Annotated in this window: 22 protein-coding genes and 1 other RNA gene; 13 read left to right on the forward strand and 10 right to left on the reverse strand. The window is 68.2% G+C overall.

Annotated features, from left to right (window positions below):
- Nucleotides 1-18: 18 nt before the first annotated feature.
- The 4 genes from QN245_RS03550 to QN245_RS03565 form a co-directional block, all read right to left on the reverse strand.
- On the reverse strand, nucleotides 19-1,317 hold the full coding sequence (locus QN245_RS03550) for a carbohydrate porin (protein ID WP_317844585.1): 1,299 nt from the start codon (nucleotides 1,315-1,317) through the stop codon (nucleotides 19-21).
- Nucleotides 1,318-1,600: 283 nt separating this feature from the next.
- Nucleotides 1,601-2,530, reverse strand: coding sequence for a dihydrodipicolinate synthase family protein (locus tag QN245_RS03555; protein WP_184646043.1), 930 nt, complete (start codon nucleotides 2,528-2,530; stop codon nucleotides 1,601-1,603).
- A 109-nt stretch (nucleotides 2,531-2,639) separates the two neighbouring features.
- A complete protein-coding gene (locus tag QN245_RS03560; RefSeq protein WP_184447250.1) occupies nucleotides 2,640-4,046 on the reverse strand; it encodes an MFS transporter in 1,407 nt (468 codons plus the stop codon).
- 104 nt (nucleotides 4,047-4,150) lie between these two features.
- The gene (locus QN245_RS03565) at nucleotides 4,151-5,002 is read right to left on the reverse strand and encodes an IclR family transcriptional regulator (RefSeq protein ID WP_317844586.1); all 852 of its coding nucleotides are present in this window, start codon (nucleotides 5,000-5,002) and stop codon (nucleotides 4,151-4,153) included.
- 398 nt (nucleotides 5,003-5,400) lie between these two features.
- Between QN245_RS03565 and QN245_RS03570 the strand changes: the two genes are divergently transcribed.
- From QN245_RS03570 to QN245_RS03590, 5 genes are all read left to right on the forward strand, one after another.
- Nucleotides 5,401-5,871, forward strand: coding sequence for a hypothetical protein (locus QN245_RS03570; protein WP_317844587.1), 471 nt, complete (start codon nucleotides 5,401-5,403; stop codon nucleotides 5,869-5,871).
- Between the two features lie 105 nt (nucleotides 5,872-5,976).
- Nucleotides 5,977-6,780 carry a YiiX/YebB-like N1pC/P60 family cysteine hydrolase gene (locus QN245_RS03575; RefSeq protein ID WP_160966064.1) on the forward strand — a complete coding sequence of 268 codons (804 nt, stop codon included), beginning with the start codon at nucleotides 5,977-5,979 and terminating at the stop codon, nucleotides 6,778-6,780.
- A 134-nt stretch (nucleotides 6,781-6,914) separates the two neighbouring features.
- The gene (locus QN245_RS03580; protein ID WP_425612939.1) at nucleotides 6,915-9,179 is read left to right on the forward strand and encodes a methyl-accepting chemotaxis protein; all 2,265 of its coding nucleotides are present in this window, start codon (nucleotides 6,915-6,917) and stop codon (nucleotides 9,177-9,179) included.
- Between the two features lie 360 nt (nucleotides 9,180-9,539).
- Nucleotides 9,540-10,511, forward strand: coding sequence for an IS110 family RNA-guided transposase (locus tag QN245_RS03585; RefSeq protein WP_317843406.1), 972 nt, complete (start codon nucleotides 9,540-9,542; stop codon nucleotides 10,509-10,511).
- A 148-nt stretch (nucleotides 10,512-10,659) separates the two neighbouring features.
- Nucleotides 10,660-11,301: a DUF6766 family protein gene (locus QN245_RS03590; RefSeq protein WP_317844588.1), complete on the forward strand. Its 642-nt coding sequence runs from the start codon at nucleotides 10,660-10,662 to the stop codon at nucleotides 11,299-11,301.
- A 110-nt stretch (nucleotides 11,302-11,411) separates the two neighbouring features.
- Here the strand turns inward: QN245_RS03590 and QN245_RS03595 are convergent, their stop codons facing one another.
- The 5 genes from QN245_RS03595 to fabR all read right to left on the reverse strand — a co-directional run bounded on the left by QN245_RS03595 (nucleotide 11,412) and on the right by fabR (nucleotide 15,629).
- Complete coding sequence (locus tag QN245_RS03595; protein ID WP_160966070.1) at nucleotides 11,412-12,314, reverse strand: manganese catalase family protein; 903 nt, start codon at nucleotides 12,312-12,314, stop codon at nucleotides 11,412-11,414.
- A gap of 122 nt (nucleotides 12,315-12,436) precedes the next feature.
- On the reverse strand, nucleotides 12,437-12,943 hold the full coding sequence (locus QN245_RS03600; protein ID WP_160966072.1) for a YciE/YciF ferroxidase family protein: 507 nt from the start codon (nucleotides 12,941-12,943) through the stop codon (nucleotides 12,437-12,439).
- A gap of 73 nt (nucleotides 12,944-13,016) precedes the next feature.
- The gene (locus QN245_RS03605) at nucleotides 13,017-13,529 is read right to left on the reverse strand and encodes a ferritin-like domain-containing protein (protein ID WP_160966074.1); all 513 of its coding nucleotides are present in this window, start codon (nucleotides 13,527-13,529) and stop codon (nucleotides 13,017-13,019) included.
- Nucleotides 13,530-13,970: 441 nt separating this feature from the next.
- Nucleotides 13,971-14,837 carry an SDR family oxidoreductase gene (locus QN245_RS03610; protein ID WP_152182127.1) on the reverse strand — a complete coding sequence of 289 codons (867 nt, stop codon included), beginning with the start codon at nucleotides 14,835-14,837 and terminating at the stop codon, nucleotides 13,971-13,973.
- A 147-nt stretch (nucleotides 14,838-14,984) separates the two neighbouring features.
- Nucleotides 14,985-15,629: an HTH-type transcriptional repressor FabR gene (gene fabR, locus QN245_RS03615; RefSeq protein ID WP_160966078.1), complete on the reverse strand. Its 645-nt coding sequence runs from the start codon at nucleotides 15,627-15,629 to the stop codon at nucleotides 14,985-14,987.
- 93 nt (nucleotides 15,630-15,722) lie between these two features.
- Between fabR and QN245_RS03620 the strand changes: the two genes are divergently transcribed.
- From QN245_RS03620 to QN245_RS03630, 3 genes are all read left to right on the forward strand, one after another.
- Nucleotides 15,723-16,799 carry a ferredoxin reductase gene (locus QN245_RS03620; protein WP_160966080.1) on the forward strand — a complete coding sequence of 359 codons (1,077 nt, stop codon included), beginning with the start codon at nucleotides 15,723-15,725 and terminating at the stop codon, nucleotides 16,797-16,799.
- Between the two features lie 10 nt (nucleotides 16,800-16,809).
- The gene (locus QN245_RS03625) at nucleotides 16,810-17,934 is read left to right on the forward strand and encodes a fatty acid desaturase family protein (RefSeq protein ID WP_317844589.1); all 1,125 of its coding nucleotides are present in this window, start codon (nucleotides 16,810-16,812) and stop codon (nucleotides 17,932-17,934) included.
- A gap of 165 nt (nucleotides 17,935-18,099) precedes the next feature.
- A complete protein-coding gene (locus QN245_RS03630) occupies nucleotides 18,100-18,531 on the forward strand; it encodes a low affinity iron permease family protein (RefSeq protein WP_160966084.1) in 432 nt (143 codons plus the stop codon).
- Between the two features lie 83 nt (nucleotides 18,532-18,614).
- Here the strand turns inward: QN245_RS03630 and QN245_RS03635 are convergent, their stop codons facing one another.
- Entirely contained in the window at nucleotides 18,615-18,968 is a 354-nt protein-coding gene (locus QN245_RS03635; protein ID WP_237475271.1) for a hypothetical protein, read from the reverse strand.
- Between the two features lie 71 nt (nucleotides 18,969-19,039).
- Here QN245_RS03635 and QN245_RS03640 point away from each other — a divergent pair, with 71 nt between their 5' ends.
- The 5 genes from QN245_RS03640 to QN245_RS03660 all read left to right on the forward strand — a co-directional run bounded on the left by QN245_RS03640 (nucleotide 19,040) and on the right by QN245_RS03660 (nucleotide 24,180).
- Complete coding sequence (locus QN245_RS03640; RefSeq protein ID WP_160966086.1) at nucleotides 19,040-19,381, forward strand: hypothetical protein; 342 nt, start codon at nucleotides 19,040-19,042, stop codon at nucleotides 19,379-19,381.
- Nucleotides 19,382-19,509: 128 nt separating this feature from the next.
- A complete protein-coding gene (gene poxB, locus QN245_RS03645) occupies nucleotides 19,510-21,219 on the forward strand; it encodes a ubiquinone-dependent pyruvate dehydrogenase (protein ID WP_317845297.1) in 1,710 nt (569 codons plus the stop codon).
- 43 nt (nucleotides 21,220-21,262) lie between these two features.
- Nucleotides 21,263-21,337, forward strand: a non-coding RNA gene (locus tag QN245_RS03650) — sX9 sRNA.
- Nucleotides 21,338-21,418: 81 nt separating this feature from the next.
- Nucleotides 21,419-22,855, forward strand: a complete 1,437-nt coding sequence (locus QN245_RS03655; RefSeq protein ID WP_160966090.1) for a sensor histidine kinase — start codon at nucleotides 21,419-21,421, stop codon at nucleotides 22,853-22,855.
- Complete coding sequence (locus QN245_RS03660; RefSeq protein ID WP_317844590.1) at nucleotides 22,840-24,180, forward strand: sigma-54-dependent transcriptional regulator; 1,341 nt, start codon at nucleotides 22,840-22,842, stop codon at nucleotides 24,178-24,180. Before QN245_RS03655 ends, QN245_RS03660 begins: the two co-directional genes overlap by 16 nt.
- Nucleotides 24,181-24,332: the final 152 nt, after the last annotated feature.

Genomic DNA, 24,332 nt, shown 5'->3' on the forward strand with positions numbered 1-24,332 from the left:
TGGGCCGCACGCATTGAGTCACTTCGGCGTGCCCAGGCCGCCGATGTTGAGCATGACCCGCAAACCGATCACCAGCGCATCGTCCGGCGCGCGGCGCGCGGCGGGATTGCCCAGGATGTCGGGGTGGACGATGTACTGCACGTTCGGCACCAGGAACAGCGGCGACTGGGCGATGCGATAACTGTAGTTGAGTTCGACCATGACCTCGTTGCGCGAGATGGCCGGCACCGCGCCGCGCTTTCGCAGGAGGTCGTTCATGTAGCCCTGCTGGTCGGCACTGAAACGGTAGTAATTCGCGATGACGCCGAGTCCGTCGCCCGGCCGCGATGCGAACGGGCCGCTGTAGTAGAGGCCGGCGGTGACCTGCAGGTCGTAGACCTGGTGCGCATCGAACGGTGCGGCGATGTTGCCGAAGGCGACCAGCATGCGTTTGCTCGCCATGCCCTGCGGCCGGTACAGCGCGCGTTCGCCCATCGCATACGCGCCCCAGCGCCCGCCGTCGTACAGGCGCGCCGGGCCGCCGACCAGCCCGCGCAAGCCGCCGGCCTGGTTGTAGCGCAGATCGCTGTAGTCGGCCGAGTTGTACCAGAGGCCGGCGAGGTAGCGCGGCGCGCCCTGGCCGCGCGCGGGATCGGGTTCGTAGCCGACCTCGAGCGTGCCCAGCACGCCGTTGCTGTCGGCGGTGCTCCAGTCCAGGCCATGGGTGTTCTTGCGCTGCGGATTCAGTTCGAACGCGCCCACCGAGACATAGTTGGCATCGTGCTTGTAGCGCAGCTTCGCGCCCCAGTTCACGTAGGGAAAGCCGACGAAACCGCCATCGGCCTGGCTCAGTTGGAATGGGCAGTCCGAGGCGCCGACGAAGCGGCAGCCGTAGCGGCTGCGCGCGAACTGCCAGGTGGTGTTCATGCGTCCGGCGACCAGTTGCCAGCGGCCGTCGGCGAACACCTGTTCCCAGGTCAGTTGCGCCAGTTGCGCCTGTTGCTGCGGATACCAGTAGCCCTGCACCTTGACGCCATTGCCGATCTGCCGCTGCGACAGGCTGTCGCCGTAGTACCAGGCGCCGGTGGCGTGCAGCGTGGCGCCGGGAATGCCGAACAGGCGTTGCAGATCCAGATCCGCGCCGGCGACCACGCCGCCGGCATTGCGATCGCCGCGCGACAGGCCACCGTCGACGTTGCGCGCATAATCGTTGGACCAGACGAAGCGCGGCGCGATGCCGTGCTCGTCCAGCCACTGCCCGGTGTCGGCGGCGACGGCGGATACGGGGAGGGCGGCCGTCAGTGCGGCCGACGCGAGCAGCGACAGGGTGCGCGACATGGGAGCGGATTCCACGGACGAAGGGAGGCGCCTGACCCGCGCAGGTGGGGCGCGGGTCCGGACCGGGTAAGACGTGAGAGGGCAGGAGCTTGCAGTCACGCAGCGACGCGAAGACCGCTCGGGGCGTGCGCCGTGCCGTCGACAGAAACGCCTGTGGGGGAGCCGGCGAGAGCAACAACGACAAGCGCGATGCGACGCAGGCGGCAGGCACGGTGCAGACACGCCGGCTGCCGCTGCGACGAGGGCCGCGCTTGTCCGCGGCCCTCTGTTCGACCCGAGCGGGTCAGGCCACCTTGCCGAGGCCGGCGGCGGCCATCGCCGCGGCGATCTCCTTGTCGGCGCCCTCGGCCAGCGGCAACAGCGGCGAACGCACCGTGGCGTGGTCGAGCAGGCCGCGCGCGACCAGCGCCCACTTCAGCGCCACCGAGCCTTCCATGTGCGAGCCGCGGTGATAGACGCTCTTGGTCACCGGCAGCAGACGATCGTGCACTTCGCGCGCCTTGGCGTAATCCTTGGCCTTGCCGGCGGCGATCATCTCCAGCAGCGGTTCCGGGGCAATGCAGCCGTAGCCCACCAGTGCGCCATCCACGTCGAACATGGTGTGCAGCAGATACTCGTCGTGGCAGGTCAGCACCGGCACGTTCGGGCGCTCCTTGCGGAACACCGGGATCTCGGTGTCCCAGCGCTTCATGTTGCGCACGCCGTTCTTCATCGCGACCACGCCCGGCAGCGCGGCGATCTCCAGCAACGTCTCCAGGTCGTAGGTGGCCTTGGTCACGTCCGGGTACTGGAACAGGATCATCGGCAGTCCGCTGGCCTCATGGATGGCCTTGTAGCGATCCTGCGGCGCGCCCTTCTGGTAGCCGAAGCGCAGCCATCCGTGCGACGGATAGATCAGTCCCGCGGACGCGCCGGCGGCGACCGCGCGCTTGGCCTCGTCGGCCGCCACGCGGGTGCCTTCCAGGGTGATGCCGGCGATGATCGGGATGCGGCCGTCGACGGCGTCGCGGAACGCGGTGATCACCTTGGCCTGTTCGTCGCGCTCCAGGAACGTGCCTTCGCCGGCGTGGCCGAGCACGGTCAGGCCCTTGACCCCATCGATGCCGCCGAGCCAGGCGCCGATGCGCTTGATCGCGGGATAGTCGACGGCGCCGTCGCGGGTGAACGGGGTGACCGGCGCGGGAACCAGGCCTTTCAGGTCGATGTGGCTCATGCTCATTTCCTCTTCTTTGGATCAACGGGGGATGGAATCGAACGCGGGGTCCGACGGGGGTGGTACGGAAGCGATGCGCGATGCGCCGGCTGCGGCGCGGGCGATGCGCTCAGGGAGACAGCTGTTCCAGCGATTGGCCCTTGGTTTCCAGGGCGAAACGCCAGGTCACCGCGGCACCGGCCAGCAGCACGGCGGCGAAGGCCGCGAACACGTAGCGGATGCCGAGTCCGGCGATCACCGCGCCGACCAGCAACGGCCCGCAGGCCGAGCCCAGGCGCAGCCAGGCGCTGCCCAGTCCGGTGCCGATGGCGCGGATGCGCGTGGGGTAGAGCTCGGCCGAGTACAGGTACAGCGAGAAGGTGATGGTCTGCACCGCGGCATAGCCCAGCGCCGCGAATACCAGCACCTGCGGCGCCGAGGTGCCGCCGAGCGCCGCCAGCGCCAGCAGCGGCACGCCGCCGGCAACGAAGGCCAGGCCGTACCAGCGCTTGCGTCCGACCTTGTCGATCGACAGCGCGCACACCACCGCGGCGGCGACACCCGCCAGCGAGGTGAAGAAGCCATAGGCGATGCTCTGCTGCAGCGACAACCCGAAGTGCGTGCGGTACAGCGTCGGCAGCCAGGTGATGATGCCGTTGGCCACCAGATACGAGCAGAACCACAGGCTCCAGATCACCAGGGTGCGCTTGCGATAGACGCTGCCGAACAGTTCGCGCCAATCCGAGCGCTGCGCCTTGGGCAGCGCAGTGCGGTCGAAGACCGGCGCCGGCAACGGGCCATGGCGGCGCTCGGCGCTGCGCTCGAGCTCGGCCACGATGGCGTCGGCCTTGTCGTAGCGGCCCTTGGAGGCGAGCCAACGCGGCGATTCGAACATGAAGAAGCGCAGTGGAATCATGATCGCAGCCGGGATCAACCCGACCATGAACATCGCCTTCCAGCCATAGGCCGGCACCAGGAAGTAGCCGATGCCGCCGGCCGCGACCAGGCCGAGCAGGAACATCACTTCGTACAGCAGGAAGAAGCGCCCGCGCTTCTTCGAGCCGATCAGTTCGTTGATGTAGGCGCTGGCCACCGGCACCTCGCCGCCGGTGCCGATGCCCTGGATGAAGCGGAACGCGATCATCGCCGCGGCGCTGCCGGCGAACAGGCAGGCCACGTCCATCGACACGAACAGCAGGATGGTGAACAGCAGCACGTGCAGGCGGCCGATGCGCTCGGCCAGCCAGCCGAAGAACACCGAGCCCAGCAGTTGGCCCAGGTAGCCGGCCGACAGGATCATGCCGATCTGCGCCGGCGACAGCTGCCATTCCTTGGTCAGCACCGGCATTGCGTAGGCGATGGCGATCACCGTGTAGCCGTCGAAGAACGTGGCGGCGCCGACGATGTTGCGCGCCCACCACACGTTGCGGGTGATCGGCAGGCGTTCGAGGCGTGCGCCGATCTCCGCCTGCGCCTCGGCGATGGACGGCGCGCGGGCGGTGGCGTTGGCGGTGGTGGCAGGGGCTGTGGTGGGCATGAGCATCGTGGCTGCCTTTCGCAGGACAAGGGAACCCCGGCGCGGGCGCCGAAGCGTCCACGCAGCGAGACGGACAGGGAGGGCCGGGCGGCGGCCCGGGTGGATCAGGTGCTGGGGGCGGTCACGGCAACACTCCCGCTGGCCTGGATCGCGAAGGCGATGTCCTTGGCGGCCAGCAGCGTGGGTTGGAGGGCGGTGTCGAGCAGCTCGGCATGGCTGGTGCGGACCGACGGCGCGGCGACGCTGATCGCGCCGAGCGGATAGTCGTCCGCATCCAGCACCGGCACCGCCAGCACGCGCAATCCCTCGGTCAGCATCGACTCCAGGATCACGTAGCGGTCGCGGCGGACGCAGTCGAAGGTGCGCCGCATCGCCTCGATTTCAGGCGTCTGCACCTGCACGTCCACGCCGGTCACGCGCGTCACCTCCGCCGGTGCCAGGTGCGCCAGCATCGCCAGGCCGATCGCGGTGCGGGTGCTGGGCACCGTGGTGCCGATGCGGATGTCCACGCCCAGGCGGGTGATGCCGGCGCGGACGCGTTCGATGTAGAGCACGTCGGGGCCTTGCAGGACCGCGAAGCTGGCCGCTTCGTTGACGTCGCTGACCAGCGTGCGCAGCAACGGCCGCACCACGCTGCGCAGATCGCGGCGGGCGATCGCGTGGAAGCCGAGGTCGAGCACCTTCAGGGTCAGGCGGAAGCGGCGGCTCTCCGGCACGCGATGCACGTAGCCCAGCTCGACCAGGGTGTTGAGCATGCGGAAGGTGGTGCCGGGATCGAGCCTGGCCAGCGCCGCGATCTGGCTCAGCGACAGTTCCTCGTGTTCGGACGAGAACGCCTCGAGCACGCGAAAGCCCTTGGCCAGCGACTGCACGGTACTGCGCAGCTTCTTGTCCCCGGCCTCGTCGCCGTCGTCGGGCGCGGCGCTGGCCGCGCGCTGGGAAATCGTCTTGATCATCTGCAGTTCCTGGAGGACCCGGGGAATCGCCAGCTTGCTCGGCCCACCTGATCCTGTCGCTTGACAAGTGAATTTCGGATTGCGAAAATTATTTCGTAATTTCATGCCCAGAGTCTGCCTGGACGCGCACAGCGTCAAGTTGCGGCGCAACATGCTGCGTGGGCTGTACGCGCTGCCGACGCCGCTCCCTGATTCCAAGATCCCCGAAAGCCAAGGCCGCGTGCTGGAGCTGCGTGGGCGCGGCGGCGTCATGTCGCGCCGTGCCCGGACCTCGACGTGGCGCCTGTCGCGAGTGACGCGGCGTCGCTGCTGTATCGCCCGGTAGACGAACGCCGCCGTGCGCGACCCTGTCAGCGGTGCTGGCAGACACCGCAGTGGCGGCGCCGATACCGTGATGCATGGCCCGAACGACCCGACAGACGCCGCCACCGCCGGCGCAGAAATGGTGGCAAGGACTTTCGTTCAAGCGCACGTCCGCCGAGGTATCGGCGGTGTTGGTGGTGATCGGCGCGACCTACGGTTTCGTGCAGTACGTGGAGGTCAAGCCGCTGCAGCGGCAGTTGGCCGAGGCGCAGGCCGCGGCATGCAAGCCGGAAGCGGCCGCGGCATCGGCGATCATGACGCTGCTGCCGGGCGAGAGCCGCACGCTCTTCGATGGCGCGCTGACCGTCGCCAATCTCACGCCAGCGCAGGACGATGCCAAGGTACGGCTGCGTATCGCGCCGCTGGGCGCGGCCGCGGTCGACAAGCTCCAGCCGGTACCGGGAGACCGCTTCCTGGTGCAGGCGCCGGGCCGTGGCCGCTATGCGATCTACCTGCGTTCCAGCAGCGCGCAGTTCGTGGAGCTGTCGGTCCTGCGGCAACCGTGAGCAGTGCGCTGGTGCTTGCGCGCCATTCAAGAAATCCGGCGCAAGGCCGCCATCCCTGTCAGCGGAGCCGTTTCGCCGAAGCGGCCGTCCCTCGGGGGAACGCGCATGCTGTCCTTGCCACGTTTGCTGGGCCGTCACCTGGCCAAGTTTTTGTCCAAGCCGCGCCGCCACGGTTCGCAGCTGCCGACCAGCCCGCCGCACCTGCTGCGCGCCACGCTGCGCAAGGGCGACGTGCTGCTGGTCGAGGGCAACAGCCGCTTCTCCACCGCCATCAAGTACCTGAGCCAATCCACCTGGTCGCACGCGGCGCTGTACATCGGCGACCACGTGGCCGCGCTTCCCGGCGAGGAAGCGCCGCTGTTCTGCGATGTCGACATCAATGTCGGCGTGCGCCTGGTCGGGATGAGCGAGTTCGCCGGCCTGCACACGCGCATCTGCCGCCCGGTCGGGTTGAGCGCGCAGGAGATCGAGACCGTGGTGGAGTACATGGTCTCGCGGGTCGGCAACAGCTACGACCTGAAGAACATCTTCGATCTGGCGCGCTACCTGGTGCGTACGCCGCCGTTGCCGTCGTCGGTGAAGCGGCGCTTCCTCGAGCTGGGCAGCGGCGAGCCGACCCGGGCGATCTGTTCGACCCTGCTGGCGCAGGCCTTCGGCGCGATCCGCTACCCGATCCTGCCGGAGATCGACCAGACGCCGCTGGTGGGCGCCGATGCCGGGGAGGACGCGGAAATCCTGTATCCGCGCCATCACAGCCTGACACTGCCGCGCGATTTCGACGTGTCGCCGTACTTCAACGTGGTCAAGCCGCGGCTGCAGCACGGCTTCGACTTCCATCGCCTGGTGTGGGAGCCGCCGGCCGCAAGCGCGTTGCCTGCCAGTGCGCCGCTGGACGCCGCGTTGGCCTGACTGAAACCGTCTCCAGCCCGGAACTGTGGTGCGCGTTCATCTATACGAACGCCGCGCGGTTCAAGTTCGACCGCAGGCTGGCCGATACAAAATCCCGTTTCTGCTTTCTTGACGCCATGAATCCGATCCAATTCCTGCGCCGCCGTATCGCCAATCTGCCCATGGCACGCAAGTTCGTCCTGCTGTGCACGTTGATCGCGCTCGGCGTGATCCTGCTCGCGGTCGCTGCCGCACGCCTGCAGTATCTGAACCTGGTCGATGCGCGCAAGCAGACCGTCAAGACCCAGGTCGACATGGGCCTGAGCGTCATTCAGCACTACGCCAACCTGGCCAAGCGCGGCGAGATGACCGAGGCGCAGGCACAGGCGGCGGCCAAGGGCGCGCTCGCCGACATGAGAACCAATGGCGGCGTCGATTACTTCTTCGTCATCGACCCGCAGATGCACGTCATCATGCATCCCAAGCGCCCGGTCGGCGCCGACATGAGCGGCTACAAGAGCGATGCCGGGGAATACGTCTACCGCGACATCGTGAGCACGGTGCGCAGTGGCGACGGCTTCAGCTACTACACCGCGCCCAAGCCCGGCAAGTCGGTGCAGTTGCCGAAGATCAGCTATGCCGCGCTGTACCCGCAGTGGGACTGGGTACTGGCGATGGGCGTCTATGCCGAAGACATCCAGGCCGAGGCGATGGGCTTCACCAAGGTGCTCACCGTGATTGGCGGCGGCCTGGTGGTGCTGGTCGTCGGCCTGTGCTGGCTGATCGCCGGTGCCATCGTCACGCCGCTGCGCGGGGCCACGCGGACCGCCGAAGCGATCGCTTCCGGCCGCTTCGACAATTCGATCAAGGTGGAATCGCGCGACGAGACCGGGCAGTTGATGGCCAGCATGCAGCAGATGCAGACCCAGCTGCAGCGTTTCAACGGCGAGATGCAGACCCTGGTGCGGCTGCAGCAGGGCGAGGACATCAGCCATCGCATGCCGGAAGACTTCCCCGGCGACTACGGCACGCTGGCGCACGGCATGAACACCGCGCTGTTCGAGCACCTCGACGCGATCGTCGAGGCGATGGCGATCATGGACGAGTACGGCCGCGGCGACCTGCGCCGCGACATGCGCCGGTTGCCGGGACAGCGCGCCGCGCTGCACGAGGCGCTGGACGTGGTCAAGACCAACCTGTCGGCGGTCAACGGCGACATCGCGCGCCTGGCCGATGCGGCGGCCCGCGGCGACTTCACCGCGCGCGGCGACGAGGCGCGCTATGAGTTCGCGTTCAAGGAAATGGTCGAGGCGCTGAACCGGCTGATGCGCCAGGCCGACAGCGGTCTGGCCGACGTCGGCCGGATCATGGGCGCGATCGCCGATGGCGACCTGTCGCAGCGTGTGGACGTGCGCTACGAAGGCGCGTTCGGCAAGCTCGCCGACGCCGCCAACCGTACCGCCGAGCAACTGACCGGCATCGTGCAGGGCATCCAGCGCGCGGTCGGCTCGATCAACACCGCCGCCAGCGAGATCGCCAGCGGCAACAGCGACCTGTCGGTGCGGACCGAGCAGCAGGCGGCCAGCCTGGAAGAAACCGCCGCCTCGATGGAGGAACTGACCTCCACGGTCAAGCAGAACGCCGACAGCGCACGCCAGGCCAACCAGTTGGTGCTGAGCACCGGCGAGGTGGCCGAGAACGGCGGGCGCGCGGTCGAGGAGGTGGTGACGACCATGGCTTCGATCAGTGCCGCGTCGGCGCGCATTGCCGACATCATCGGCGTGATCGACGGCATCGCCTTCCAGACCAACATCCTGGCCTTGAACGCGGCAGTGGAAGCGGCGCGCGCCGGTGAACAGGGCCGCGGCTTCGCCGTGGTGGCCTCGGAAGTGCGCTCGCTGGCGCAGCGCTCGGCGGCCGCAGCCAAGGAGATCAAGACCCTGATCTCCGACTCCGTGCAGGAAGTGGAGCAGGGCTCGACCCTGGTCAACCGCGCCGGCACCACCATGGCCGAGGTGGTCGCCTCGGTGAAGCGGGTCACCGACATCATGGCCGAGATCTCCGCGGCCAGCGCCGAACAGAGCGCCGGCATCGACCAGGTCAGCAAGACGGTGATGCAGCTGGACGAGGGCACCCAGCAAAACGCGGCGCTGGTGGAAGAAGCCAGCGCAGCGGCCAAGAGCATGGAAGACCAGGCGGCGGAACTGGCACGCGCGGTCGCGGTGTTCCGCCTCGCCGGCGGCGCCGCCATCAGCGCGGCACCGGCCCCCGCGGCAAGGCCGCAGCCGGCCAGGCCGGCGGTGCGTGCGGTCGTTGCCGCCACCAGGCCCAAGCCCGTGGCCCCCGTGCGACAACCGGCGGCAAAGCCGCGCCCGATCCAGGGCGTGCCGGCGGACAGCGCGGAGTGGGAAGAGTTCTGAGCCAATGCGGCGTGGTTGGCCTCCGCCGCCATGCCGTGGCCGCCTCGTTCTTGTAGGAGCGGCTTCAGCCGCGACCCCACATGGTCGGGAACGCCCGTCGCGGCTGAAGCCGCTCCTTGTATCTGGACCTGGCGCCCCTAAACAGGCGTCATGTCTTCCGACTGATCATCGGAGGAGGTGTGGGAAGTCCAGTCGCTCCTGAAGCTTAGAGCTTGCATCGTAGATCGGCTCCCCTCTCCACATGCTGGCCCTTGGGTGTCCGAACGGTATCCAGAGTCCGCCCCCGGCGTGAACTCGCATCGACAAGGCAGGACCGGGCACAGCGCCGATCATGACCCTGACACGATGGAGGAATCGCGTATGTCTCCCGTCATCGGCATCGACGTCGCCAAGCGCAGTTTCGATGTGGCCAGCGAGCTGACCAATGGCAAGCACCGTACCAAGGCCAAGTTGTCCAACGATGCCAAGGGCTTCCAGGCCCTGCAGGCATGGCTGCAGACCCATGCGCAGCCCGATAGCTGGATCGCCATGGAGGCCACTGGCACCTACCACCAGGCACTGGCCGAGTTCCTCCACGCACGAGGCTATCGGGTGTGCGTGCTCAACCCGGCGCAGACGGCCGCGTATGCACGCAGCCAGCTCAGCCGGGTCAAGACCGATCGCAGCGATGCCAAGCTGATCGCCAGCTATGCCCTGCGTCACCGCGAGCAGTTACGCCGTTGGCACCCTGATCCGCCGGCGCTCAAGCAACTCAAGGCACTGGTGCGCCGGCGCCAGGACTTGCAACAGATGCTGCAGATGGAGCGCAACCGGCTGGACGTCGCTCCGGCCCAGGTGAAGGACTCGATCCAGGTCCATCTGGCCGATCTGCAACATCACATCGCCCAGATCGAGCAGGCCATCGATGACCATATCGACCAGGATCCGACCTTGCGGGGGCAGCGCGAGTTACTGGTGAGCATCCAGGGCATCGCCGACACCAGTGCGGCCTTGATGCTGGCTGAGCTTGGCGATGTGAGGCGCTTTGCCGATGCCTCGGCGGTGACCGCCTTCGCCGGCCTGAATCCGTGCCTGCAGGAGTCGGGCGACCGCAAAGGCCATGTCTGCATCTCGCGCACCGGCTCGCCCCGCCTGCGCGCTGGCCTGTTCATGCCGGCCCTGGTGGCCATGACCCACAATCCGGTCATCCGGGCGCTGAAACAGCGGCTAAGCGAACGCGGCAAAGCCGGCAAGCAGATCGTGTGCGCCGCCATGCGCAAGCTCCTGCACCTCGCCTATGGCGTCCTCAAATCGGGCACCGCGTTCGACCCGAAAAGGGGCCTTGCCTGCTAGGGGGTAAGACGGTATCTACGAGTAACGGCGCCGCTTGGCAGCAGAGGCGTGTGCGACACCTTCTTCATCCACTCTTTGCCCAACGCTGCCTATGGTCGCAGCGACGGCGCGCGCCGGCATTGCGGCGGGCGAAGAAGGAGCCACTTCCATGTTCTGGAAACGCAATAGCCTGTCGATCGTGTTGTTGGCGCTGAGCCTGCTGTTCATGGTCGGCCAGGCACTCAGTGGTCACCAGGCCTACAACGAGGAACTGCGGCAGCAGGGGCTGGCGGCGCTGCCGATGTGGCAGTACCTGCACAGCGGGCATTTCATCGGCGCACTGTTCGAGAACTGGGAGAGCGAGTTCCTGCAGATGGGCATGTACTTGGTACTGACGGTGAAGCTGCGCCAGTGGGGATCGGCCGAATCGCGACCGCTGTCGCCGGCGCAGGAAGACGATAACGTCGCGTCCGGTCCGGTGCCTTGGCCGGTGCGCGCCGGCGGCCTCTGGTTGGCGCTGTACGAGCGTTCGCTGGCCCTGGCTTTCGGCACCCTGTTCTTGCTCAGCTTCGTGCTGCATGCGTTGGGCAGCTGGCGTCACGAAGTGGCCGAGCAGGCGATGCAGCACCAGCCGCCGCCGTCGTTCTGGGAACACGTCAGTGGCGCGCAGTTCTGGTTCGAATCGATGCAGAACTGGCAAAGCGAGTTCCTTGCCGTGTTCGCGTTGGTGGTGTTGACCATCTGGCTGCGGCAGAAGGATTCCCCGCAATCCAAGCCGGTGCACGCGCCGCATCAGCAGACCGGCGATTGATCGCGACGCCACGGTGGACGGCGCCGAGCGCACAGCCAATCGCCCGGTCACACGAACGCCGCGATGCTTGCGCATCGCGGCGTGCTTGCGATAGTACCTGCAGTGGAGCGCTAGCGCGCCACGCTGCCCTTGGTCGAGCCGGCACCCGGTCCAGCGCCCAGGTCGGCACCGGTGGTCGGGTCGCTGTCCGGCTGCGACAGCGTACGCGCGGCCAGCGCTTGCACCGCGCTTTGTTCCAATTCGCTCAGGCCGACGCTGGGGACGCCACTGCCACCGTCCACCGCCACCTGGCGGTTGCGATCGGCGATCACTTCCCACTGGCTACCGCTATTCCAAGGTCCGTGCATGTCGCCTTCGCCTTGCGACATGTCGTAGTAACGGTCGGTAAAGGCCGGATCGCCCGGCAGCTTGCCCGGCGGGAAGTTCGGCTCGATCGAGTACAGCGCCTTCTCGAACGACTTCTGGTGCGCCACTTCGCGGGTCATCAGGAAGGTCAGCGCATCGACGATGCCGGGATCGTCGGTGACGTTGATCAGACGCTCGTAGACGATCTTGGCGCGCGCTTCGGCCGCGATGTTTGAGCGCAGGTCGGCCGTCGGTTCGCCGATGCTGTCGACGTAGGCCGCGCTCCACGGCACGCCGCTGGAATTGACCAAGGCCGGACCGCCGCCGTAGAGGATTTGCTGCGTCTGGCTGGTGTTGTTGTTGAGGGTGAGGTTGCGCATGTCCTCCGCCTCGGCCATGCCTTCGGACAGCACCGCCTTCGGGCCCTGGTTGAGCATCGCGATGATCGAGCCGATGATTTCCAGGTGGCTGAGTTCCTCGGTCGCAATGTCGTACAACAGGTCCTTACGGCCGGGATCGACCTCGCCGATGGCCTGGGTGAAGTAGCGCATGGCTGCGGCGAGCTCGCCCTGTGGGCCGCCGAACTGCTCCAGCATCAGCGAGGCCAGTGCCGGGTCGGGCTGCGCCACGCGGACCGTGTACATCAGCCGTTTGTTGTGCATGAACATGGAAAATCTCCTGGAGTGCCGCCCGAACGTCGCGACGACGCAATGACGCGACCGGCGTCCGCGCGTGGGGGATAGGCGTCTGGGACGCCGCGGCGCCGCCGTAGCGGGCCGCGGCAGGGCGGTCAGGCCGCCTTGCGCTTGCGCGAGGCTTCTTCGTTGCCGCCCTGTTCGGCGAGCAGGGTCAGCTTCTCGTCGGTGGACTTCTCTTCGTTGAGCGTTTCCAGCAGCAGGGTCAGCGCGTCGTCCATGCCCAGTTGCTTGGCCATGGCGGCGAGGGTGCCGTAGGAGGCGATCTCATAGTGCTCGACCTTCTGCGCGCCGCCGATCAGCGCAGCGTCGCGCACCGGGCCGGCTTCGATCGACTCGATCACTTCCTTGCCTTCTTCCACCAGGCCTTCCATGGCGGCGCATTTGATCCGCTTCAGGCGCAGGTTGCCTTTTTCGACGATCTGGTCGATGCGTTCGATCTGGCCCTGGGTTTCTTCCAGATGCGCTTCGAACGCGGCGCGTAGCGCCGGATTGGTGGAGGCGCGCGCCAGGCGCGGCAATGCCTTGGTCAGCTGTTTCTCGGCGCTGTAGATGTCCGACAGCTCGTGGATGAACAATTCGTCGATGGTCTTGACAGCCATGGGGAGTCTCCGGTCGATAGGTAATGGGTGATGCGGGGGAATGTCGTGCGCGTGGTGTCGCGTACGCCGTTGCTCAGTGCTTGGCGGTCTCGCCTTCGGTGCGTTCGCGCTTCAGGAAAGCCAGGACGGTGGCTTCCTGGTGTTCGATCAGCCATTCAGCCATGGCGATTTCCTGGTCGAGGATGGCGGCGCAGATGTCAGCGATCTCGGTCTGCCCGGCTTCCTTGGCGGCGATGACCAGCGCGCGATAGCTGGCGATCTCCACGTGCTCGAACGCATAGCTGACGCCCAGGCTCTTGACCACTTCATCGCTCATCATCGAATTGCCGGCGGCATGCACCGACGCCATCACGCTGGCCACAGTGCCCTTGATCGTGGGGATCGAGCCGTCGAGGATCTCGATGCAGCGCTTGACCTGCTCGGACTGATCGCGGGTTTCGTTCACGTGCTGCTCGATGCGCGCCTTCAGCTGCGGGTAGTGCTCCAGGCGGCCGGCGGTGGCAGTGAGCATGGTGTTGGCCTCCTGCTCCATCGCATAGGCGTCCTGCAGCCACTTCAACAAGCGTTCGGTGTTGCTTCGGGTCATGGATATCGCTCCAGATGTTGTGCGCGACGCAACGTGCATCGCATCGCGCGTCCGTGTGTTTTTCCCCTGTGCAACCACGCTAGACCCGTCGCCGTTAGAGCGGTTGCAGCGCAGGGTGAATGCCATGCGAGATGCGGCGTGAGGAGATGTGCACAGGTGGCGGTGCGATGTGCGATGTGCGGGCGCCGCATGTTCCATCCAGCCGCGACAGGCGTTAGTGGGACGCCCGTCGCGGCTGAAGCCGCTCCTACGCGAGTGCGATGAATTGCATCGCGTATGCGATGCGTGCGTGTGGGTAACTACCGCGAGAACATGTTGGGAAAGCCGCTTGCGGCCGATCCGGAAAAGGGGACAAAAGCCGCTCGTACGGCACCGCCAGCCCGCGGTGCTCTTCCCATTCCCGATTTCCGAATCCCGAATCCCGAATCCCGAATCCCGGCTCTACAGCGTCACCGCTCCACCCGAAATCGTCAGCAGCGTGCCCGAGGTATAGCTCGAGGTATCGGCAGCCAGCAGCACATAGGCCGAGGCCAGTTCCGCCGGCTGGCCAGGGCGGCCGAACGGTGTCTGCTCGCCGAAGGTCCGCACCGATTCCTCGTCCATGCCGGTGGGAATGAACGGGGTCCAGATCGGGCCCGGCAACACCGCATTGACCCGGATCTTCTTCTCGGCGAGCAGGCCGGCCAGGCCGATGGTGAGGTTGGCCAGCGCGCCCTTGGTCGCCGAGTACGGCAGGATGTTGGGCGTGGGCTTCTTCGAGTTCACCGAGGCGGTGTTGATGATCGAACCGCCCTCGGGCATGTGCGGCAGCGCCAACCGCACCAGGTGGAAGGGCGCGTGCACGTTGGTGGCGAAGGTCTTTTCCCATTCGTCGAGGGTGATCTCGTCGAAGCTGTGGAAATAGCGCTGGTAGGCGGCGTTGTTGACCAGCACGTCGAGGCCGCCGAAGGCGTCGGCCACGGTCTTGATCAGGGTTTCGGCCTGCGCACGGTCGCTGATGTCGCACGGATGCAGCAGCACGCGCACGCCGGCGTCTTCGACCAGCTTGGCAATACGTTCTGCGTCGTCCTGCTCGTCGGGCAGATAGGCGATGGCGACATCGGCGCCCTCGCGGGCATAGGCGATCGCCACCGCCGCGCCGATGCCGCTGTCGCCGCCGGTGATGAGGGTGCGCTTGCCCTGCAGCAGTCCGTGGCCGACATAGCTGTCTTCGCCATGATCCGGTTTCGGATCCATGGCCTGGGTCTTGCCGGGGAAGGATTGCTGCTGCGCCTTGAACGGCGGCGACGGATAGTTGGGAACGGCCATGGGCATGTCTCGTTGGGGGAGTGTCCAACGAGGGTGGGCAGGCGCAGGTAAAGCCGGGGCCAAGGCCATGTCGCCGGCATGTCACGACGCGGGCGAGCGCCCACGCTGGCGGCTGTCTGCGGCAGCCGATGCCGCCGCGCCGCGAACTCAGCCGGCGGCGAGCGTGCGCGAGCCGACGATGATCATGCGCAGCATCGCGGTGATCTGCCGGATCAGTTCCGGGTCCTTTTCTGGTGGCAGGTCCATCGCGGTGGCGCCCATCGCGAACACCAGCCGGGTGATCGCCTTGGACACCAGCGCCGGTTCGTGCAGCGGCGTGCCTTCCAGCGCGGCCAGGCGGATCAGGTCCACCCGCAGTTCGTCCTCGAAGTAGTTCAGCTCGCGGTCCACCGCGTGCTTGAACGCGTCCGAGCCGACCGTGCCCTCGCGTAACAGGACGTGCAGCAGCTTGTCGTCGGCGCGCAACTGTTCCATGAAAGTCTCCACGGAACTGAGGATGATGCTGCGGCGGGTGCCGGCAGCGCGCTGGCGCGCCTGGCCGATGATGGTGCGCAGCGAACTGCCGGCCAGGTCGATCAGCGCCACCGCCAGCTCGTCCATGTCGCGGAACTGACGGTAGAAGCTGTTGGGGGCGATGCCGGCCTCGCGGGTGACCTCGCGCAGGCTCAGCGTGGACACGCTGCGGTGCGGCCCGATCAGCTTCAGGGCCGCCGCCAGCAGGTCCTCGCGCGAGATCGCGCCTTTGCGGACGGTCGGCATGTCCGCGGACGGAGGAGGGGAGATCGTCGTCATGGGCAGACCGGACCAGGCAATGAGGGATGATACCGCCATTGCTGAATGCACAAGTGTATAGACATCTGTATCTTCGCCTGTATAGTGGACCCCATGAACGCTGCCCGCCGTCCCGCCAAGTCCCGCCCCGCCGCCCGCGCCCTGCGCGCCTGGGTCAAGCCGGACGTGTTCGATTTCTGGTCCACCCGCCTGCATCCGCTGTGGACCTGGCAGCGCCCGCGCGCGCGCCTGGTGCAGCGCGAGGCCGCCAGCAGCGACGCGGTGACCCTGGTGCTGCAGCCAAACCGCCACTGGCGCGGCCTGCGCGCCGGCCAGCACGTGGAACTGGGCGTGGAGATCGACGGCCGCCGGCTGCTGCGCAGCTACAGCCCCACGCCCTTGCCGGGCGGGCGCCTGGCGATCACCGTCAAGACCATCGACGGCGGCCGGGTCAGCCAATACCTGGCCGGCGCGGCGCGTCTCGGCGAGGTGTTCGAGCTCGGCCAGGCCTACGGCGAGATGGTGCTGCCGACCGCGCCGCACGGCCGCTGGCTGCTGCTGGCCGCCGGCAGCGGCATCACCCCGATGCGCGCGTTGCTGCGGCAACTGGCCGACGCCGGCATGCCGGCCGACGTCGACCTGCTGTACTGGGCGCGGCGCCACGACCAGGTCTGCTTCCGCGATGAACTGCAGGCGCTGGCCGCGGCGCATCCGCGCTTCCGCCTGCATCTGGCCATTACCGGCGAAGGCGAGACGCCGGCGCCGCGTGTGGACACGCTGCCGCTGGAGTCCCTGGGCAGCCTGGAACAGGTGCAGGTGCTGGCCTGCGGCCCGGGCGGTTTCGTGCAGTCCGCGCGTGCACGCCTGCAGCACCGCGTGGCACGCTTCCAGGCCGAGGCGTTCAGCGCCCCGCCGGCCCCGGCCGATGTCGAAGAAGGCACCGTGGCGGTGACCCTGGCGCGCAGTGGCCGCGTGCTGCAACTGCCGCGCGGCCAGTCGCTGCTCACCGCGCTGGAGGCCGAAGGCCTGCGGCCCAAGCACGGCTGCCGCATGGGCATCTGCAACAGCTGCGCCTGCGGCAAGCAGGCCGGCGTCACCCGTGATCTGCTCAGCGGCGCGCACGCCGCCGAACCCGGTTCGCTGAAGCTGTGCGTCAACAGCGCCAGCAGCGACCTGACCCTGGACCTCTGAGGACTTCCCCATGGCGGCTCCCCGCAACCGTGCATTGACTCCGGCCGAACTGCAGGCCTTCGGCGACGAACTGGATGCGCTGCGCACGCGCACGCTGGCCGACCTGGGCGCGCGCGACGCGCACTACATCCGCCGCATCGTCGCCGCGGTGCGCTACACCGGCGTGGCCGGCCGCGCGCTGTTGTTCCTCGGCGCGTTCGTGCACAGCGTGCTGGTGCCGGCGTGGATCGCCGGCGTGGTGCTGCTGACCCTGTCCAAGATCCTGGAGAACATGGAGCTGGGCCACAACGTGATGCACGGCCAGTACGACTGGATGGGCGATGCGCACTTGAACGGCAACACCTACGAGTGGGACATCGTCGCCACCGGCGACAACTGGCGCAAGACGCACAACTTCAAGCACCACACCTACACGAACGTGCGCGGCATGGACGACGACATCGGCTATGGCCTGCTGCGTATCTTCCCCGAGCAGCGCTGGCGCCCGTTCTACCTGGCGCAGCCGTTCATCGCGGTGGTGTTCGCGCTGCTGTTCGAATGGGGCGTGGCGATCCAGGACCTGCGCCTGGGCCGCTGGTTGGCCGGCAAGATGAAGCGCGGCGAACTGAAGCGCACGTTCCTGCCGGTCGGGCGCAAGATGGGCCGGCAGATCTTCAAGGACTACATCCTGTTCCCGGCACTGGCCGGCCCGTTCTTCCTGCCGGTGCTGCTGGGCAACCTGACCGCCAACGTGCTGCGCAGCATCTGGACGTTCGTGATCATCTTCTGCGGCCACTTCACCGCCGATGCCGAGACCTTCCCCAAGGACTCGATCAAGAACGAGTCGCGCGGGCACTGGTACCTGCGGCAGCTGCGCGGCTCTTCCAACCTGGCCGGCGGCAAGCTGCTGAACGTGCTGTCGGGCAACCTCAGCCACCAGATCGAGCACCATTTCTTCCCGGACGTGCCGGCCAACCGCTACGCGGCGCTGGCGGTGCAGGTGCGCGAGATCTGCGCGCGCTACGGCCAGCACTACAACACCGGTTCGCTGCCGCGGCAGTTCGGTCAGGTGGTGTGGCGGATCGTGCGCCACGCCTTCCCGAGCCGGCCGCGCCCGGCGCGCGCGCTACAGCCGGCGACGCAACAGGCCGGCTGAGCGCCGCAGGCAAGACAGCAAGAAGGCGGGGGCAACCCCGCCTTTTTCATTGGCTCGGCGCTGGCGCCACATGCACGCCTCGCTCACGGGAGGCGGTCGATCATCCTCAGCCGCCTGCAGACGCTGGCGGCGGTGCAGGCGTCTTCCATTGCGCGAGGGCCTGCGATGAAACCTGCCAAGTTGTTCAATGTCGTCGCCAAGAAGGCGTCGTATGCCGCCGGCACGCCCTGGACCTTCTGCATCGCGCTGGGCATCGTCCTGGTGTGGGGCCTGAGTGGGCCGGTGTTCGGCTTCAACGACACCTGGCAACTGGTCATCAACACCGGTACCACCATCATCACCTTCCTGATGGTGTTCCTGATCCAGCACACCCAGAACGCCGATACCGCGGCGATGCAGATCAAGCTCGACGAACTGATCCGGGTCAGCGCCAAGGCCAACAACGAGCTGCTGGATCTGGAAGAGCTGGACGAGAAGCGGCTGGAAGAGATTCGCCGCCAATACGAGGAATTGGCGCGCAAGGCCGGCGAGGCGCTGCGCGCGCGCAATGCCCGCGATGGCGATGGTCGCGAGACCCACGATCGCCCCAAGGGCTGACCCAGACGTTCATGGGCTTGCCGATGATGACGTAAGCGGCGTGCCGGCGATGAGCGCGACACGCCGCTGCGCGTCGCAGGGGATCAGGCCGGCACGGCGCCATCCGGATCGTCCGCCGCGACGGTCGTCGACGCGCGCTCGGTGGCATGCAGGGTATCGCCGTGCGGCGGCGTGACGCGGAGGTCGTCGGCGACCGCACTCGGGGCGGGAGACGCCGCTTCGGGCGAGGCGGAGTGCGTCTGACGGCGATAGGCGCGGATCGCGGCGAAGGCCGTGCCGGCCAGCGCCAGTTTCCAGAATAGACCGGGCATCGAAAGGCTCCAGTGCGGAAGGAGCCGCCAGCGTCGGCCAGCACGGGTGGCGCAGGCGTGCATGTCGCGTGCGGATGGTGTGGTGGTGTGGGTCGACAGCGGCGCGCTTGCTCGCGTGCTCTTCATGATGCCTTGCGGGTCGGCTAACGCATGCCGCCCTAGCGTGACGCATTCCCACGCTTCTGCAGGAGATCGTCATGGCCCAGCGCACTTCACCTCCCACCGGCACGCATGACGTACGCCAGGCGGCGTATCGCGGCGAGCAGGGCGATGTCTCGGCCGACAGCGGCGTGGCGCGCGGCCGCGACCGCGACGTGCCGTCGCAGCCCATGCCTCCGCCGCAGACACACGCGCCGCAGGACCACGGCGAGGACCGCAGCGGACGCACCCAGCCCAACCTGGGCCAGGCTGGCACCTATGGCGCCACCGGCGAGCATGCAGGCGGCGCTCATGGCAGGGGCGCCACGCCCGGTGGCTATCACGAGGACGATGCGGACCATGCGGCGCAGGATGCTGCCGCTGCACGTGGCGAAGACTAGCCGCACCGTGCGCTGAACATGCGTTCGGCAGGCGCAGACGCATCTCGTCTGCGCCACGCGTCGGTAACGCGCGCGGTGCGACCATGCGGCTCCCCACCCGGAGTTCAGCACGTATGTCCAAGCAGACCATGGCCCGCCTGCTCGCCGAAACCCTGCACAGCGCGGGCGTCGAACGCATCTGGGGCGTCACCGGCGACAGTCTCAACGGGTTGACCGATGCGCTGCGGCAGATGGACAGCATCGAGTGGATGCACGTGCGCCACGAAGAAGTGGCCGCCTTCGCCGCAGGCGCCGAAGCCGCGGTCAGCGGCAAGCTGGCGGTGTGCGCGGGCAGTTGCGGTCCGGGCAACCTGCACCTGATCAACGGCCTGTTCGACTGCCACCGCAGCCATCAGCCGGTGCTGGCCATCGCCGCGCACATCCCGTCCTCGGAAATCGGCCTGAACTATTTCCAGGAGACACACCCGCAGGAACTGTTCCGCGAGTGCAGCCACTACGTCGAACTGGTGACCAATCCGGCGCAGATGCCGGAGGTGCTGCAGCGGGCGATGCGCACCGCGATCCTGCGCCGCGGCGTGGCGGTGGTGGTGATCCCTGGCGACGTGGCCCTGCAGGAGATGCCCAAGGGCACGCCGACGGCGTGGCCGGCGCTGGCCGCGCCGCGCATCCTGCCGGCCGACGCCGACGTGGCCAAGCTGGCCGATCTGCTGCAGGCCAGCAAGGCCACCACCTTGCTGTGCGGCAGCGGCTGCGCCGGCGCGCACGACGAGGTGGTGGCGCTGGCCGACGCGCTCGGCGCGCCGATCGTGCATGCGCTGCGCGGCAAGGAGCACGTGGAGTGGGACAACCCGTTCGACGTCGGCATGACCGGCCTGATCGGCTTCAGTTCCGGCTACCAGGCCATGCTCAACTGCGACACCTTGCTGATGCTCGGCACCGACTTCCCGTACCGGCAGTTCTATCCCAAGGACGCCACCATCGTGCAGGTGGACAACGACCCGGCCGCGCTGGGGCGGCGCACGCCGTTGCAGTTGGGCATCGCCGCCGACGTGCGCGAAACCATCGCCGCGCTGCTGCCGCGACTGCAGCGGCGCGAGGACCGCGGCTTCCTGGAGAAGTCGCTGGCCCATTACCGCAAGGCGCGCGAAGGCCTGGACGACCTGGCCGTCGCGTCGGCGCCAGGCGAGCCGCTGCATCCGCAGTTCGTCACCCGCATGGTCGATGCGCTGGCCGATGCCGATGCGATCTTCACCTGCGACGTCGGCACGCCGACGGTATGGGCGGCGCGCTACCTGACCATGAACGGCCAGCGCCGCCTGCTCGGTTCGTTCAACCACGGCTCGATGGCCAATGCGATGCCGCAGGCGTTGGGCGCGCAGGCGCAGTTCCCGCGCCGGCAGGTGATCTCGCTGTCCGGCGATGGCGGCTTCACCATGCTGATGGGCGACTTCATCACCCTGGCCCAGCTCGGCCTGCCGGTGAAGGTGGTGGTCTACAACAACGGTTCGCTTGGCTTCGTGGCGATGGAAATGAAGTCGGCCGGCTACCTGGACACCGGCACCGACCTGAGCAATCCGGACTTCGCCGCGATGAGCAACGCCATGGGCATCCTGGGCCTGCGCGTGGACGAGTCGGCGCAACTGGAGCCCGCGCTGCGCGAGGCGTTCGCGCATCCCGGCCCGGCGCTGGTGGACGTGCGCGTGGCCAGCCAGGAACTGGCGATTCCGCCGGCGGTCAAGCTGGAACAGGCCAAGGGCATGGGCCTGTACCTGCTGCGCGCGGTGATGAGTGGGCGCGGCGACGAGGTGCTGGAGCTGGTCAAGACCAACCTGCGCTGAGCGCGGCCAGCCGCACGCGGCGCGGACGGTGCCCGAACCCCGCATGCACCACGTGTCCGCTGCGGTTCCTGCGCACCGCCCGTACCCACCTGACACCGCGCGCGACGTGGTGTTGGCCCCTGTGAGTCGTGGCCGCATCGCGATCCGGGTACGATCGCCGCGGTTCGCTCTGCCTCTTCCGTCGCGCCCAAGGTAGGCCATGCCCCGTTCGCTGCTGCGGCAACTGCTGCTGATCTGGATCGTCATCGTCGCCGCCTGCGTGGGCATGGCGGTGGTGCTGGTCGGGCTGTATCGGCATAGCGAAGGCGTGCGCAGCGAACGTGCGCAGACCGGGCTGCGCGAGGTCTGCACGCGCATGGTGCAGCGTTACAACGGCGCCAGCGCCGCCGCCCACGGCAGCGACGGCACCGGCCTGGCGGCGGTGGTGTCGCAGCTGGTGCTGGCCGATGCCGCCGGCGTGGAAGGCGGCTTCTGGGACCGCGAGCGCGGCTTTCTCGCCTACGCCTATCCGACCTACGACGGGACCGAGCACAAGACCGACGTGCCCTCGGCCGAGCGCAACGTGATCATTTCCACCGCGCAGCGCGGGGTGGAGGCGCAGCACACGGTGGACTACCGCCGCGACGGGCAGCGCGAGAGCCTGCTGATCGCGGCCTGCCCGCTGGACCGCACGGCCGCGGCCTGGGCCATGACCCGGGTCGCCTCCAGCGATGCCGCCGCCAGCCTGCCGCTGGCGTTGGGCCTGGGCCTGATCCTGGCGCTGGTGGTGGTCTCGGCGTTGGCGCTGGGCTGGGTGGTGCGGCGCTGGAGCCAGCGCCTGCAGGGCATCCAGCAGGCGCTGGCGACGCCGGCCGAGGTACCGCAGATCCCGCGCACCGGTGCGCCGGAACTGGACCGGCTCGGCGCCGCGGTCACCGACTACGCGCAGCGCAGCGCGCAGGCGCTGGCCGAGACCCGCCGGCTCGGCGAGGAACTGTCGCGACACGAACGCCTGGCTGCGCTCGGACGCATGACTGCGACCGTGGCGCACGAGATCCGCAACCCGATCGCGACCTTGCGGCTGGCGCTGGAAAACCAGATCGCCGCGCACGCCGACGGCACCGACGACGCCCAGGCGCAGCTGATGCTGGCGCAGATCCAGCGCCTGGACGGGGTGGTGGAAAGCCTGCTCGGCATGGTCCAGCCGATTCGCCTGCACCGGCAGCCGGTGGTCCTGCAGCCGTGGCTGCAGGCGCTGCTGGAACCGGCCGACTGGGACGGGCAGGCGCCGCCGATCGCGCTGCGCCTGCAGGCGGCGCCGGCGCAGTGGATGCTCGATCCGCAACAGGCCGCGCGCGCATTGCTCAATCTGCTGCGCAATGCCCTGCAGCACGCCGCGACCGGCACCGAGGTGACCCTGGAAGCGCAGACCGAAGACGACGTGCTGCAACTGCGCGTGCGCAACCACGGCGACCCGGTGCCGGCCCCGGTGGCCGCGCATCTGTTCGAGCCGTTCGCCAGCGGCCGCAGCGACGGTAACGGCCTGGGCCTGGCGCTGGTGCGCGAGATCGCTCGCGCCCATGGCGGCGAAGCGCACTACGCGCATCGCGACGGCATCACCGAGTTCAGCCTGGAGCTGCCATGGCGCGCATCCTGATCATCGACGACGACCTGGCGTTTCTCAGCACCCTGCAGGCGACGCTGCGCTCGTTCGGCCACGAGGCGATCGCCGTGGCCGACCCGCGCGAGGGCCTGGCACGCCTGCGCGAGGGCGGCATCGATCTGGCCTTCGTCGATTTCCGCATGCCCGGCATGGACGGCATCGCGCTGATGCGCGCGCGCCAGGACGACGCGCAGGCCATGCGCGTGCCGCTGGTGATGCTCACTGCGCATGCCTCCAGCGGCAACACCATCGAGGCGATGACGCTCGGCGCCTTCGATCACCTGGTCAAGCCGGTGGGCCGCGCCGACATCGCCGAGGTGGTCGAGCGCGCGCTGCGCAGCCGCGGCGACGACACGCCGGACGCCGCGCCGGCGATGCCCGCCGAGGAGGCAGACGCGCTGCTCGGCCACAGCGCGGCGATGCGCACCGTGCACAAGCGCATCGGCTTGGCCGCCGCCTCCGACCTGCCTGTGCTGATCAGCGGCGAAACCGGCACCGGCAAGGAACTGGCGGCGCGCGCGCTGCACCGTGCCAGCGCCCGCGCCGCGCAGCCGTTCGTGGCGATCAATTGCGCCGCGATCCCCGCCGAGCTGATGGAGAGCGAACTGTTCGGCTACCGCAAGGGCGCGTTCTCCGGCGCGGTGAGCGACCGCAACGGCCTGATCCGCGACGCCGACGGCGGCACCCTGTTCCTGGACGAGATCGGCGACATGCCCTTGCCGATGCAGGCCAAGCTGCTGCGCTTCCTGCAGGAAGGCGAGGTGTCGCCGCTGGGCGGGCGCGGCGCGCAGAAGGTGGACGTGCGGGTGATCGCCGCCACCCACCGCGACCTGGTGCAGGCGGTGGAGGCCGGGCGCTTCCGCAGCGACCTGCGCTACCGGCTCAACGTGGTGCCGATCGAACTGCCGCCGCTGCGCGAGCGCGGCGACGACATCCTGCTGCTCGCCCAGCACTTCCTCGCCGCCGGTGCCAGCGCGCCGCAGACCCTGTCGGCCGACGCGCAGGCGCGCCTGCGTGCCTATCCCTGGCCGGGCAATGTGCGCGAGCTGCGCAATGCCATGCAACGCTGTCAGGTGCTGGTGCGCGCGCCGGTGATCGAGGCGCACGACCTGGATGAGTTGCTGGCGTCGCCACCGGCCGAGATGCCCACAGCGCTGGACACCGATGCACTGACCCTGCCGCAGGCGATCGCGCAACTGGAACGGCAGATGATCCAGGCGGCACTGACCCAGGCCCACGGCAACCGCGCCGAGGCCGCGCGCCGCCTCGGCATCCATCGTCAGCTGCTGTATCGCAAGCTCGACGAGTATGGGCTTTAGCGGCGCGCTGGCGCGCCGCGGGATTGGGGAGTCGGGATTGGGGATTCGTAGAAGCGCCTGACATCAGGCAGCGACACCCGCTTTTACGAATCCCCAATCCCGAATCTCCAATCCCATTCCATCCACACCTGTCCGCAAAGCGGACAGGTGTG

It is taken from the genome of Xanthomonas rydalmerensis, assembly GCF_033170385.1.
Taxonomy (GTDB): domain Bacteria; phylum Pseudomonadota; class Gammaproteobacteria; order Xanthomonadales; family Xanthomonadaceae; genus Xanthomonas_A; species Xanthomonas_A rydalmerensis.

Excerpts from the sequence above, each read along its gene's own strand:
- QN245_RS03550 (WP_317844585.1), bottom strand. The coding sequence starts at position 1,317 with ATGTCGCGCACCCTGTCGCTGCTCGCGTCGGCCGCACTGACGGCCGCC.
- QN245_RS03555 (WP_184646043.1), bottom strand. The coding sequence starts at position 2,530 with ATGAGCCACATCGACCTGAAAGGCCTGGTTCCCGCGCCGGTCACCCCG.
- QN245_RS03560 (WP_184447250.1), bottom strand. The coding sequence starts at position 4,046 with ATGCCCACCACAGCCCCTGCCACCACCGCCAACGCCACCGCCCGCGCG.
- QN245_RS03565 (WP_317844586.1), bottom strand. The coding sequence starts at position 5,002 with ATGATCAAGACGATTTCCCAGCGCGCGGCCAGCGCCGCGCCCGACGAC.
- QN245_RS03570 (WP_317844587.1), top strand. The coding sequence starts at position 5,401 with ATGGCCCGAACGACCCGACAGACGCCGCCACCGCCGGCGCAGAAATGG.
- QN245_RS03575 (WP_160966064.1), top strand. The coding sequence starts at position 5,977 with ATGCTGTCCTTGCCACGTTTGCTGGGCCGTCACCTGGCCAAGTTTTTG.
- QN245_RS03585 (WP_317843406.1), top strand. The coding sequence starts at position 9,540 with ATGTCTCCCGTCATCGGCATCGACGTCGCCAAGCGCAGTTTCGATGTG.
- QN245_RS03590 (WP_317844588.1), top strand. The coding sequence starts at position 10,660 with ATGTTCTGGAAACGCAATAGCCTGTCGATCGTGTTGTTGGCGCTGAGC.
- QN245_RS03595 (WP_160966070.1), bottom strand. The coding sequence starts at position 12,314 with ATGTTCATGCACAACAAACGGCTGATGTACACGGTCCGCGTGGCGCAG.
- QN245_RS03600 (WP_160966072.1), bottom strand. The coding sequence starts at position 12,943 with ATGGCTGTCAAGACCATCGACGAATTGTTCATCCACGAGCTGTCGGAC.
- QN245_RS03605 (WP_160966074.1), bottom strand. The coding sequence starts at position 13,529 with ATGACCCGAAGCAACACCGAACGCTTGTTGAAGTGGCTGCAGGACGCC.
- QN245_RS03610 (WP_152182127.1), bottom strand. The coding sequence starts at position 14,837 with ATGGCCGTTCCCAACTATCCGTCGCCGCCGTTCAAGGCGCAGCAGCAA.
- fabR (WP_160966078.1), bottom strand. The coding sequence starts at position 15,629 with ATGACGACGATCTCCCCTCCTCCGTCCGCGGACATGCCGACCGTCCGC.
- QN245_RS03620 (WP_160966080.1), top strand. The coding sequence starts at position 15,723 with ATGAACGCTGCCCGCCGTCCCGCCAAGTCCCGCCCCGCCGCCCGCGCC.
- QN245_RS03625 (WP_317844589.1), top strand. The coding sequence starts at position 16,810 with ATGGCGGCTCCCCGCAACCGTGCATTGACTCCGGCCGAACTGCAGGCC.
- QN245_RS03630 (WP_160966084.1), top strand. The coding sequence starts at position 18,100 with ATGAAACCTGCCAAGTTGTTCAATGTCGTCGCCAAGAAGGCGTCGTAT.
- QN245_RS03635 (WP_237475271.1), bottom strand. The coding sequence starts at position 18,968 with ATGAAGAGCACGCGAGCAAGCGCGCCGCTGTCGACCCACACCACCACA.
- QN245_RS03640 (WP_160966086.1), top strand. The coding sequence starts at position 19,040 with ATGGCCCAGCGCACTTCACCTCCCACCGGCACGCATGACGTACGCCAG.
- poxB (WP_317845297.1), top strand. The coding sequence starts at position 19,510 with ATGGCCCGCCTGCTCGCCGAAACCCTGCACAGCGCGGGCGTCGAACGC.
- QN245_RS03655 (WP_160966090.1), top strand. The coding sequence starts at position 21,419 with ATGCCCCGTTCGCTGCTGCGGCAACTGCTGCTGATCTGGATCGTCATC.
- QN245_RS03660 (WP_317844590.1), top strand. The coding sequence starts at position 22,840 with ATGGCGCGCATCCTGATCATCGACGACGACCTGGCGTTTCTCAGCACC.